The organism is Planktothrix paucivesiculata PCC 9631 (genome assembly GCF_900009265.2).
Taxonomy (GTDB): domain Bacteria; phylum Cyanobacteriota; class Cyanobacteriia; order Cyanobacteriales; family Microcoleaceae; genus Planktothrix; species Planktothrix paucivesiculata.
Map to the genome: position 1 here is coordinate 319644 of NZ_LR735009.1, position 13457 is coordinate 333100.

The following is a 13457-nucleotide window of genomic DNA, read 5'->3' on the forward strand; positions in this document are numbered from 1 at the left end:
GACTTACGCAAGCAGGCTAGATATAGCGTGTCAAAAGTAGGCGATCGCATACCAATGATCATAGCAATCGCCCTAAAAATAAAAAGTCCTAATTATTTATTTTCCCCCCAATGTTGGGGGCTAGGGGGCTAGATGGCTTGAAATGTATAGTGTTTAGACAGATTTCTCAAGCAGCAATATTTGCCCCCTAAATCCCCCAAAATTGGGGGACTTTAAGAGGTTCTCCTGTTAAAGTGATCTCGTTTGAGTTACGAGCGCGAGCGCTAACTCATTAGTACGCTATATATAGCGTAACTGCGTAAGTCCTGTCAGAAATAACCAAGATAGCCTACTCCAAGAATAAATTGGGATCGGGCGCATCATTTCCGGCGGCGGGAGTGGCTTCTGGGGCTGCTTCTGGGGCTGGGGCGGGAGCGGGAGCGGGGGCGACTTCTTCCACCGCAGGTGCTGCGGGTTCGGATGAATAACTGGGTTCGGAATAGCTCGGTTCGGAATAGCTCGGTTCGGAATAGCTCGGTTCGGAATAACTCGGTTCGGAATAACTCGGTTCGGAATAGCTGGGTTCGGAATAGCTCGGTTCGGAATAACTCGGTTCGGAATAGTTAGAATTACCCGAATCATTGGAGTAGGAATCTTGATACACAGAACGGGCGGGTTCTACAGGGGCTTGTCTGGCAATTGACGCATCCCTTTCGGCTACCCAACCGGCCACCACCCCTTGAGCTTCAGAATATAAAGCCCGACCATAGCGAATTTGAGAGGCTTCGGCGATCGCCCCACTCAAATTTCCCTTTTTCGCTAAATTATAAGCTCGATCCAAAATGGGCCGATCTTCGGCGGTTTGAACCGTCGCCACCCAACCGGAAATTTTATCCTGTGCCTGCTTATGCAAGGCTCGACGGTTGCCAATTTTAGAGGCTTTGTCAATTGCCGCGCTGAGGTTGCCTGCCTTTGCCAAGGCTAATGCCTCATTTAACAGAGGTTGATCTTCAATAATCTCAATCCGTTTATTCCATTCGGCAATTAAGGTTTGGGCTTCCACCCGCAAGGGACGCCCTAGCGCCACTTGACGGGCTTGTTGTACCGCCTGGGTATATCCTTCGGGGGTTTCGGTCTGGGCTAACCGTTGAGCCAAAGCCAGATAGGGGCGATCCTCAAGACGTTGGATTTCCTTGCGCCAATGGGCAACTAAGGTTTGAGCATGAACCCGCCGAGGCTGTTGGGGGGTAATCATCTGAGCTTGATCAATCGCCAATTGTAAAGCCAAAGGATGTTGAACATTAGCCACCGCCGTCGCTAACTGTAAATTAACCAGATCTTGAATTTGTCCCGAGACTTCTTTGGAGGTTACTTTGGCTTGCTCGTATGGAAGGGGTCGATTGCCCATTTTATCAAGGGTCGCTTGTCCTTCCCAGAGAATTGCCATTTGTTGCCAAATTGGTTTGCTACTGGCTTGATTCCAACTGAGGGCTTTCACTTGCGCCATTAAAATTAAATTTTGCGCTTCTGAATATAAAGGCGAATAGTTAGGAACTAAACTAGCAATTGTGGTTAGACCGTCTAGGTTTTTTTCCTCTAATTGTTTGGCTGCCAAATCCAGTAAAGAGCGACTCCAATTTTTAATTTCTTTAATCGCTCCGGCTTGAATATAAAGTTTTTTATCAATTTGATTGGCTAAGGCGATCGCTTCCGCTAATTTTTCCGGGGTGTTTTCCTTCGCTAACTCCCGGGCTTCATTTAGACGTTGATTCCCTTGACGCTCCAAGCTCAAACGATCCATGATTTCATTAAACCGTTTTTCACTCCAATGACTATTATTTAATTGGGATAATGCCTGGGCATATTCAAAGGCTTGTTTCCAATCTAAAGCTTGCATTGCTTTTTTAGCTTGATCATAAATTTTTTGCCCTCGATCCCAATTATTTTTCCATCCGTCAATTGCAATGGCAACCGATTCATAAGCCGGCGTATTTTTCGGGACAATCTTGACAATAGCTAAGGCATCTTCTAAATTTCCGGTTTCAATCTTCTGCTCGGCGATCGCAATTAAAGTCTGTGACCACTCTTTCATTTTTTGCTGGGCGAGTCCCTGGAGAGGATGGTCAGCCGGCCAACTGGCAACCAAGGCAAAGGCTTGACGTAGCGGTTCAATTTTGCCCGATTTCGTGGCCATGTCAGCGCAATAGAGGTGTTCGCTATCGGGAGACAGGGAAGAAATATCATCACAGTTTGGGACGGGTGGCATGGTCAATAACCACAACAACGCCCCTGTTCCCATTGTCCCAAACCCCAGCAAGACAATCAGCCACAGAAACGGCCAACCCCAAAACCAAGCCGGAAGTTTCAACGGGATTGATTTCTGAGTTTCGGCGGTTTTCTCTACCGCAGTTTCTAAGGAATTTTCCGATGGTGCAGGACTCGAAACTTCCTGATTAGGTTCCGATGCAGGGACATGGGTTTGGTCAAACTGTGGCATTGTCATCAAAAAAATGGGTTTGAAACTCCGTCATGCCAGCGAAGTGGAGGACGGCTTTACCTTAATCTAGCTAAAAATAATCAATCCGGTTCAACCATCTAAAGTAACATTGCTAGATGTTATCTGCCCTAACCGTTGACCGTTAGCATCGCTGACAGATATTCGTGGGTCAGTGTTGCCACTAACATAGCCGATTCCTTGAGGCAAATTAACTCAGTCACCCCGACGGAATCCATACTTTGTCACAGAGCCACCGTATTTAGGATAAGGTTGATTTATAATAACCTCCTATTCTACACAAGAAAGGCACGGGATACTTGGTAGCCTCGTCCCTTTAGAGCGAGGCGGAAAAGTAACTCGGCGGATTTATCCGCATTCAATTAATGGTGATGTGGATCTTCAATACATTTAATAGCTATAATGTTGATTATTTTACAGCAAACAACAAAAAGATGTATGGATGTCAACAGATTCTAATTCATGCCACTCCTGATATTGAGGCAATTATCAAATATCTTTGTTTAGAGTCTAACAAGGTCTACAATTGCGCTCTTTATTACGCTAGGCAAATGTTTTTCAAAAAGCAAGTTTTTGTTAATAGGGGAGCCGTCTGTTCTGAGATGTCTAAAAGTGCTAATCGGCATTTTAAGGCTATGTATGTTTCTTCTGCCCAACAAACTTGTAATTCAGTAGTAGAAGCCATGAGTTCTTATAAAGAACTTGTAAAATTATGGAAGACTGGAAAGCTAGAAGAAAAGCCCCGTCCTCCTCAATATAGAAAGCAAGGGCTATTTACAGTTTCTTATCCAATTCGATGGTTAAAGTTAACCCCGCAGGGAATTAGAATTCCATTAGGAAATCAGGTTAAAGTATGGTTTGGGATTGATTCATTTTTATTACCCATGCCGTCTAACCTCAACTGGGATTCAATCAAAGAGGTTCGTATTCTTCCTCGGAATAAATGTTTTTATGCCGAGTTTGTTTACCAAGTTCAAACAGAAAATATTGAATTAGATCAAAACAAGGTACTAGGAATAGATCATGGAATCGATAACTGGTTAACTTGTATAAGTAATATAGGAACCAGTTTTATTATTGACGGCAAACACTTGAAATCCTTAAATCAATGGTATAACAAGCAAGTTGCTAATCATAAACATGATAAACCCCAGGGTTTTTGGAGTAATTCTTTATCCGCTCTCACTGAAAAACGGAATCGCCAAGTTAGAGATGCCATTAATAAAGCTGCTAGGTTGGTGATCAATCATTGTATCGAAAATAGCATTGGTCGAATTGTTTTTGGTTGGAATCAAGGACAAAAAGACGGTGCTACCCTTGGGAATAAAGGGAATCAAAACTTTATTCAGATTCCCACCGCTCGATTGAAGTCTCGGATTCAAGAACTTTGTTCTCGTTATGGGATTGAGTTTGTAGAAACCGAGGAATCTTATACCTCAAAGGCTAGTTTTGTTGATCAGGATTTTCTCCCTAAATTCGGTGAAAAACCCGACAATTGGGAATCATCAGGAAAACGAGTTAAACGGGGTTTATACCGCACTGCATTTAATCAATATATCAATGCGGATTGTAACGCAGCAGCTAATATTATTCGTAAAGTATCGGCAACATTGGGATTAAATCTCAATGGAGTCAGTAGTGGCGCATTGACTACGCCATTAAGGGTTCGCCTTTGGACTACTTAAAAATCCTCGTCGCTTTAGCGCGAGGAGTGTCAAAACTCTTGCAAACTGCCCCTAGACAGCACCCTTGAAAATCAGTTCCCACTTGATAATCTTGAGTCTCTCGTCCCGGCTCTCCATCGGGCGACGGCTCAGGTTTATCGTCAATATCGGCTTTAATAAGAATTGAATTGATAATATTCCAGATTTAACTCTACTTTTTGCAGCTAAACAATTAATTAAAATTTATAAACAATTTTAACCTGGACTGACAACTTGTTCTGGGGTAGCTTAGACTAAAGAGATACATACCCTAAATACCCATCTTCAGGATATAAGTAGTGACGATGATCACAACCCAATTCGATCCGATTCTCTCAATTCCTCTTGTTATCTTATCTATTCCAATTTTAATTGAAATCCTTGTACCAGAGGTTTTTAAAATTCTATTTAATGGGTCTGGTTTTATTCCCCATGGTCATTGTTTTCTGTGGAAACCCGGACTGGTGTGGATGCACGTTAGTTCCGATCTGATGATTGCTTTAGCCTATCTTTCGATTTCGATTACATTAGTTTATTTTGTTCATAAATCCCGTCGAGAAATCCCCTTTCATTGGATGTTTTTAGCCTTTGGAACCTTTATTATTGCCTGTGGAATTACTCATGTTATGGAGGTATGGACACTCTGGCATCCGATGTATTGGTTATCGGGGATGATTAAAGTGATTACGGCTTTTGTTTCCATCGTTACCGCTTTGGCATTACCGCCTTTAGTTCCCCAAGCTGTGGGATTAATTGAAGCTGCTCATCTGTCAGAAAAACGTCATCAAAATTTAGAAGTTGCTAATCAAAAATTAGAAAGTATTTACGGTCAACTCAAGGAATTAGATCACCTAAAAACCCAGTTTTTTGCAAATATTAGTCATGAACTGAGGACTCCTTTAACCTTGATTTTAGGGCCGACCGAACAACTGTTAGCCTCAACAGAAATTACTCCAAAACACTATCAAAATATTAAAATTATTGAACAAAATGCCCGTCTATTACTCAAACAAGTTAATGATTTATTAGATGTTTCAAAATTAGCTGAAGGTCAGATGAAACTTCACTATAGCGTTGTAGATATTACTCAGTTAGTGCAAGTTATAGCAGCGAATTTTGAAGGTTTAGCACAGCAAAAAAATATAGAATTTATGGTGAGTACGCCCGATTCTGTTTGCGTGGAAATAGATGAGGAAAAAATAGAAAGAGTTTTATTGAATTTACTTTCTAATGCCTTTAAATTTACACCAATAGGCGGTAAGATTTCTTGCTGTTTATCTGTATCCGAAAAAAACAATTCTCCTTGGGCAATCCTACAGGTTCAAGATACTGGAATTGGGATTCCGCCGGAACTGAGACAGGTTATTTTTGAACGGTTTCGTCAAGTTGATACGGGTTTAACTCGGCAATTTGGTGGGACAGGATTAGGATTAGCAATTGTTAAAGAATTTGTGGAGCTTCAAGGAGGGAATGTTACCGTTGAGGAAGCACCCCAGGAAGGTGCATTGTTTATCGTGGAGTTTCCCTTAAAAATAATATCTGAAACGGTAGATGAATCCTTGATTTTTACTCCGAATATAGATATTAATAAGAAGTTTCAACCTTGGTTAGATGAACTAAAAACTTTAGGATCTGAGCCATCCCTATCGATGTTTTCCCAACCGGAAAAACCTTTGGTATTAGTAGTAGAAGATAATCCAACTATGAGTCATTTTGTTTGTACAACTTTAGCCTCGGATTATAACACCGCCATTGCTACCAATGGAGAAGAAGGTTTAGACCAAGCGCTCGCCCTTCATCCCGATTTAATTATTAGTGATATTATGATGCCGGGCATGAGTGGGGATGAAATGGTGCAGAAAGTTCGCACTTATCCAGAATTGAATATTACTCCCATTGTGATCTTAACTGCTAAAACAGATGATGAATCTCGGGTACAATTGTTACGAGAAGGAGCCCAGGACTATTTGATGAAACCCTTTTCCGTAGAAGAATTACGGGCGAGGGTAAGTAATTGGATTATCATTAAACGGACAAGAGATTTATTGCAGCAGGAGTTAACCACTCAAAGTGTTGATTTAGAAACCTTAGCCCGGGAATTAGCCTTAAGAAAACGGGAATTACAATTAGCTTTAACTGGACTTCAGCAACAAACGGAAGAATTAGCTCAAGCTAATCAGTTAAAAAATGAATTCTTAGCCATCGTTTCCCATGAATTAAGAACGCCTTTAAATGTTATTTTAGGTTGGTTATATCTGTTGCGCACTCGTTCTTTAACCCCTGAACGTTCTCAAGTCGCTTTAGAAACCATAGAACGTAATGCTAAATCTTTGACGAAACTAATTGAAGATTTATTAGATATTTCCAATTTATTACAGGGAAAAACTAAGATTAATTTCAGTTCAGTGCATTTAAAGTCGGTGATTCAATCGGTTTTACAAATCTTTGAACCCGTGGCAAAAAGTAAAGGAATTGAGCTACAAATAAAAGTAGATGAATCTGTTGATACTGTGGCAGGAGATCCAGATCGACTACAACAAATTATACAGCATCTTTTGGATAATGCGATTAAATTTACACCCCCGGGAGGAGCGGTAACAATTAGTTTAACTGCCAATTCAACTCAAGCTTGTATTCAAGTTCAGGATACGGGTCAAGGCATTCTCCACGATTCCTTATCATCTATTTTTGAATCTTTTCGACAAGCTGATAGTTCCATCACTCGACAACATGGAGGATTAGGGTTAGGATTAGCGATCGTTAAAAAGTTAGTAACATTACAGCAAGGAACAGTTAAAGCTGAAAGTGAAGGCGAGGGAAAAGGAGCTACTTTTACTGTTACCTTTCCCTTACAAAAATCATCTTATTTAGCCCCATTTAATTCAAGTCATTAGGAATTTTTAATCGTGAATCGCTTAGAACAATATACCACTAAACGTCCTCAAGAAGTTTTAATTGTTAAAATTGAAATCGAGGGCGAATTCGATGAAATTGCGATTTTTAAAGGATTTTCTAGTTCGTTAATGCGTCCCACTGCTTTTGATCCTGATATTTCAGTTCTTCCTAACACAGCTAAAATCCTGGAAATTGATCGTCTATCGAGTCCTTACAATCCCACCAATCCCCATTATATTCAACAGGGGTTAACCTGGGAAATGATGCAGGAATTATTAATAGAATTGGGACTATAAACACACTCAGGATCAGAAACCGGGTTTCTCAATTTATCTTTCTGTTGGTATGACAGAAACCCGGTTTCTAGGTATTCATTTCAAGCTGCGATCGCTTACAATAATATAGATTGACTCACCTCTAAAATTCTATGTCATGGACACCGGGCTACAAGTTGCGTCAACGTCCCTATATTATTGAAAGAATTCTGGGACAAGGGGGTTTTGGGATCACCTACAAAGCCAAACATTTGGACTTAGATCATCAAGTTGTTCTGAAAACTCCCAATGCGGGTCTACAAAATGACCCTGAATATCCCAAATATGTTCAACGCTTTATTCAAGAAGGTAAAACCTTAGCCAGACTTTGCCAAAATTCCCATCCCCATATTGTCCGAGTTAGTGATTTATTTGAAGAAAATGGGCTTCACTGCTTAGTCATGGATTTAATTGTGGGGCAGAGTTTATGGGAATTTGTGCAAACAAAGGGTCGGTTATCGGAAGCAGACGCGGTTAATATTATTCGTCAAATTGCTGATGCTTTGGTTATGATTCATAACGCTGGAATTATTCACCGAGATGCCCATCCGGGGAATATTATGTTAAGGAATAATACCTCGGCGGTGTTAATTGATTTTGGACTGGCTGCGGAAATTATGCCCAGAGTGATGAGTTCAAAACATCCGGCTAATTTAAACTTTGCCCCCTATGAACAATTCCTAGAAGGGAGTGGGAAACCTACGGTTGATGTTTATTGTTTAGCGGCTTCTTTATATTATGCCATTACCGGACAATTGCCGACCCAGGCTTTAACTCGAAAGTTGAAAAATCAAGCCTTAATTCCGCCTAATAAAATTGTTAAAATTAGTGATAAAATTAATCATGCTATTTTAAAAGGCTTGGGGTTAGAACCGGAACAACGTCCTCAAACAATGGCGGAGTTTTGGAGATTATTAGATATTCAACCCCAACCTGTTCAGATTCCCCAACCGGATATAGAATTAAAGTCAGCTAAAGGTGTTAATTATCGTCCACCACAATTGACACCGCCACCAACACCCCAACCAACACCCGAACCCGATACAGAATTAAAGTCAGCTAAAGGTGTTAATTATCGTCAATTAGAACAACTTTTGAAAGCCGGACATTGGAAAGAAGCTGACCAAGAAACGGCTCAAAAAATGTTTGAAGTAGCCGGAAGAAAAGAGGAGGGAGTGTTAAGGAAAAAAGATATTGATAATTTTCCCTGTGAGGATTTACGCACTATTGACCAACTTTGGGTAAAATATAGTAATGGACGCTTCGGCTTTTCGGTGCAGAAGCGCATCTATCAAAGTGTGGGAGGAACCCGGAATTATGATCAGAAAGTCTGGGAAGCGTTTTGTGAACGGGTGGGTTGGCGTGTGGCGCGTATAGGAAGTGGATGGTGGAACTACGATGTATTTGGAGATAGAGGTAGATGGTTTTCGTACAATGAGCTTAAATTCAATCAGACAGCACCACTGGGCCACCTTCCGCGTGTGCAGCAGGAGCATACCATTATGTGGTCAGGTCGGGGGATATTTTGGGGTTTGGATATTGAGTGGGGGGGGTGGTTCTCTTCTCTCGCATCGAGACTTGTAGTATGTAACGATATTCAACCCCAACCTGTTCAGATCCCCCAACCCAATATAGAATTAAAGTCAGCTAAAGGCGTTAATTATCATAAATTAGAACAACTTTTGAAAGCCGGAAATTGGGTAGAATCTGACCAAGAAACGGCTAGAAAAATGTTAGAAGTAGCCGGAAGAACAAAGGAGAGAAACTTAAGGGATTCAGATATTGATAATTTTCCCTGTGAGGATTTACGCACTATTGACCAACTTTGGGTAAAATATAGCAATGGACGCTTCGGCTTTTCGGTACAGAAGCGCATCTATAGAAGTCTGGGAGGAAGCTGGAGTTATGAGGAGAAAGTCTGGGAAGCGTTTGGTGATCAGGTGGGTTGGCGTGTAGGAGGTAGCTGGTTGGATTACAAAGATCTAAAATTCAATCAGACAGCACCAGTGGGTCACCTCCCTTGGGGGGTTGGTTACGACCACAGGTGGTGGGCTAGAGCTATGGATCGCTTGTCGCCGCTTGCTGTCTGGCTTTGGCTCAGACTGAACCATGGAACTGATCTCTTGCCGCCGATTTATGGGCCGCAGCTTTTTAGCTTCTTCTATCTCCTTGAGACTTGTAGACTCTAACATATAAGGCCCACAGATTTTCGTAAAGATTTATGACATCAATTGAATGTAGGGGTGGGTTCGCCGGGATTTTTGTTAATAATAATTAACCTAAATAAACCCGCCCAACCCCATAATAGGAATCAATATCAACCCGGTTTTATTAACGTTAAATTTGGGTGGGGTGAGGGCGGGTTTATCAAGATTATTTGTCAGATTAGAAAGATTTTGTCGAACCCGCCCCTACGGGTTTTATTTTAATAATTGGGTTAGAAATCGGGTTTCTTAACTGAGCTTTCTGTTAGTAGCAAAGGTTAAGGTAGAAACCCGGTTTTTAGGAGGCGTGGGTGATCGGAGGTTTGATAAATGAAAAATGATATTTTTGATCAGTTTCTTGGTTTCTTACAAAATTTAGATCAACAAGAAATTAGCTATTCTCTAGCTCATCATCGGGATGAGGCGATTATGGTGAGTGTTGCGCTTCCTGGGGAGCGTTGGGAAGTTGAATTTTTGAATGATGGATCTGTCGAGATTGAAAGATTTATTAGTCAAGGCGAAATATCGGGAGAAGAAGCTTTAAACGAATTATTTTCTCGATATTCAGATCCAGAGGATGTTTCTATTGAGACTAATTCAAATCCTAACTTGGTATCTATGTTCTTAATTCCCAATAATGTCCAATAATTCCCAATTTACCGATGAACAAATCTATCAAAAAATTGCTCAAATTATCCAATTTTGGATTAACTAGAGAACAGTGGATTGCCGATTTTGACTGTCCAAGCGGAAAGTTTATAATAGAAGAAATTGAGAAGTTTTAACTGTAATGTTTCTGGAGAAAAAAGATGACCAACCTCTACGACTTACTCGAAAAGATTAAACAAAAACCCGGAATGTATATTGGAAGTCCTAATATTAACAATTTATTGATGTTTTTGTGTGGTTATCAATACGCCTGTGAAGCGATGGAACTTCCTGAAAGCGAACAAGAAATGGAATTTGCACAATTTCAGCCTTGGTTACAAACTAAATTTGGGGTAAATACCTCTGCATCTTGGGCAAAAATTATTTTACTGTATTCTAGTGATGAAACCGATGCTTTTAAAAACTTCTTTGATTTATTAACGGAGTTTAGAAATCTACCCAAAGAATCAGAAACCGGGTTTCTTGAGTTATCTTTCGGTTAGTAAAAGTTATAGCAGAAACTCGGTTTCTTTCTGTTAATTTTTTTCTAGGCTTAGATCCCGCCTAACCCCCCAGGGCTATTTCAAAATCGGATAAAAAAAACTAAAGTACAAACCGATCACAACCTGATCATCCTGACTTCTATCGGATAAGCGGCGGCTGAGGCTTTTGATTTGGTATAATGTCAAAGTCGCCGCACCGACATTTGGAGACTCTATGCGGGCGTGGAGAAAGCTTAAGACCTAAGAAGTTAGGCGGTTATCGATGAAGCGTCAACCCCGATTATGTATCCCCAAAGGAGCAGCCTGGGAATCTATTCGTAGATAAGGCAGTGGAGGATGTCAAGAGGGCGACAATATCAGAGAATAGTGGAAGAAGAAGGAAGATAAAATACATGGAAGAGATCATTAAGTCGATATCATTTGATGGAAGGGATATTCGACTCAAAATAGGTTTGCTTGCGCCACAGGCAGGTGGAGCCGTGTTAATCGAGTCGGGAGATACATCAGTTCTAGTGACTGCGACTCGCGCCGAAGGGAGACCCGGATTGGATTTTCTGCCTTTGTTGGTGGATTATGAGGAACGACTGTATGCAGGGGGAAGAATTCCAGGGGGATTCTTACGTCGGGAAGGTCGCCCACCCGATCGCGTTACCCTCACCAGTCGTTTAATTGATCGTCCTTTGCGTCCTTTGATTCCCCATTGGTTGCGGGATGATATTCAAGTGGTGGCTACAACCCTGTCCATGGATGAACAGGTTCCCCCGGATGTGTTAGCGGTGACGGGGGCTTCGGTGGCGGTGATTTTAGCAAGAATTCCGTTTTTTGGGCCCATGGCTGCGGTACGGGTAGGATTAGTCGGAGATGACTTTATTATTAACCCAACCTACCGGGAAGTCAAAAATGGGGATTTAGATTTAGTCGTGGCGGGTTCTCCCGATGGCGTGGTCATGGTAGAAGCGGGGGCTAACCAACTGCCAGAACAGGATATTATCGAAGCGATCGACTTTGGTTATGAGGCGGTTTGTGATTTGATCAAGGCCCAAGAAGAATTAATGCGGGACTTGGGGATTGAGATCAAACCCGGCGAACCTCCCGAGGGAAATCAGGGGTTAATTCAGTTTGTGCGCGATCGCGTGACTCTCCCGGTTAAACAGGTTCTCAAGCAACATGACCTGGATAAAACCGCCCGGGATGCCAACCTAGATCAAATCAAGGCAACTGAGATTATGGCTCCGATTGAAGCCTTACCCGAAGATGATCCGATCCGGGTGGCGGTAGCGGAGGATTCTAAGTTGGTGAGTCAGATTTTCAAGGACATCACCAAAACCTTGATGCGTCAGCAAATTGTTCAAGATAGCGTGCGGGTCGATGGTCGTAGCTTAGATCAAGTGCGTCCAGTCTCCTGCAAGGTGAGTTGTTTACCCAAACGGGTGCATGGCAGTGGTCTGTTTAATCGCGGTTTAACTCAGGTGTTGTCGATTGCTACCTTGGGAACCCCCGGAGATGCTCAGGATTTGGATGACTTGCATCCCCAGGAAGAAAAACGCTATATGCACCACTATAATTTTCCCCCTTATTCGGTTGGGGAAACTAAACCCATGCGATCGCCCGGACGTCGGGAAATTGGTCATGGAGCTTTAGCGGAACGGGCCTTAGTTCCGGTATTACCTTCTAAGGATCAGTTCCCCTATGTGATTCGGGTGGTTTCAGAGGTGTTGTCTTCCAATGGTTCAACGTCTATGGGTTCGGTCTGTGGATCAACTTTGGCGTTGATGGATGCCGGGGTTCCTATTTCCAAGCCCGTGAGTGGGGCGGCGATGGGATTAATCAAAGAAGGAGAAGAAGTTCGGATTCTCACTGATATCCAAGGAATTGAGGACTTTTTAGGAGATATGGACTTCAAGGTGGCGGGGACGGATAGTGGAGTCACTGCCCTGCAAATGGATATGAAAATCACCGGGTTGCCGATGAAGACGGTGGCGGATGCCATTTATCAGGCTAAACCTGCCCGACTGCATATCCTGGAAAAAATGTTAGAGGTAATTGGCAAACCTCGTTCGGATTTATCACCCTACGCCCCTCGGTTATTAACCCTGAAAATCGATCCTGATTTGATTGGTTTGGTGATTGGGCCTGGAGGGAAAACCATTAAGGGAATTACCGAAGAAACCGGAGTCAAGATTGACATTGATGATGATGGCACGGTCACAATTGCTTCCACCGATAGTGAAAATGCCGCCCGCGCCTATCAAATTATTCAAGGCATGACCCGCAAACTCAATGCCGGGGATGTCTATGTAGGCCGGATTACTCGGATTATTCCGATTGGCGCCTTTGTGGAGTTACTCCCGGGCAAAGAAGGAATGATTCATATTTCCCAGTTAGCCGATTATCGAGTTCCTCGGGTGGAAGATGAAGTCTCGGTTGGGGATGAGGTCATTGTCAAAGTTCGGGAAATTGACAGTAAAGGTCGGATTAATCTAACCCGTCTGAATATTCACCCGGATGAAGCTGCGGCAGCCCGGACTGCGGCAACGAAGTAGGCTTTATCAGTTATCAGTCAACAGTTATCAGTCAACAGTTAAGAAGTTATCAGTTATTGGTTAAGAGTCTATTAACTTTTAATTAATAACTGATAAGCTATTGTGCATCTAGTTGTAGTTAGGAAATTGCAAATTCCTCGTAGTGGGAGCGTC

Annotated in this window: 8 protein-coding genes; 7 read left to right on the top strand and 1 reads right to left on the bottom strand. The window is 42.2% G+C overall.

All coding sequences use genetic code 11. The features are described from left to right. Positions 1-328 precede the first annotated feature (328 nt). Positions 329-2476 (bottom strand): hypothetical protein, encoded by a 2148-nt coding sequence (locus PL9631_RS09765; protein WP_231516690.1) that lies wholly within the window; start codon positions 2474-2476, stop codon positions 329-331. A gap of 452 nt (positions 2477-2928) precedes the next feature. On the opposite strand from PL9631_RS09765, the gene PL9631_RS09770 reads away from it, so the two are divergent. From PL9631_RS09770 to PL9631_RS09810, 7 genes are all read left to right on the top strand, one after another. Continuing rightward, positions 2929-4179: an RNA-guided endonuclease InsQ/TnpB family protein gene (locus tag PL9631_RS09770; protein WP_083619537.1), complete on the top strand. Its 1251-nt coding sequence runs from the start codon at positions 2929-2931 to the stop codon at positions 4177-4179. A gap of 323 nt (positions 4180-4502) precedes the next feature. Further along, positions 4503-7091 carry an ATP-binding response regulator gene (locus PL9631_RS09775; protein WP_083619540.1) on the top strand — a complete coding sequence of 863 codons (2589 nt, stop codon included), beginning with the start codon at positions 4503-4505 and terminating at the stop codon, positions 7089-7091. A 9-nt stretch (positions 7092-7100) separates the two neighbouring features. Then, positions 7101-7388 carry a DUF7734 family protein gene (locus PL9631_RS09780; RefSeq protein ID WP_083619543.1) on the top strand — a complete coding sequence of 96 codons (288 nt, stop codon included), beginning with the start codon at positions 7101-7103 and terminating at the stop codon, positions 7386-7388. Between the two features lie 131 nt (positions 7389-7519). After that, positions 7520-9595, top strand: a complete 2076-nt coding sequence (locus tag PL9631_RS26710; RefSeq protein ID WP_231516691.1) for a serine/threonine-protein kinase — start codon at positions 7520-7522, stop codon at positions 9593-9595. Between the two features lie 345 nt (positions 9596-9940). Further along, entirely contained in the window at positions 9941-10258 is a 318-nt protein-coding gene (locus tag PL9631_RS09800) for a hypothetical protein (protein WP_042155751.1), read from the top strand. Between the two features lie 161 nt (positions 10259-10419). Then, entirely contained in the window at positions 10420-10761 is a 342-nt protein-coding gene (locus PL9631_RS09805) for a hypothetical protein (RefSeq protein WP_083619550.1), read from the top strand. A 392-nt stretch (positions 10762-11153) separates the two neighbouring features. Continuing rightward, the gene (locus PL9631_RS09810; RefSeq protein ID WP_083619553.1) at positions 11154-13304 is read left to right on the top strand and encodes a polyribonucleotide nucleotidyltransferase; all 2151 of its coding nucleotides are present in this window, start codon (positions 11154-11156) and stop codon (positions 13302-13304) included. The last annotated feature ends 153 nt before the right edge of the window (positions 13305-13457 follow it).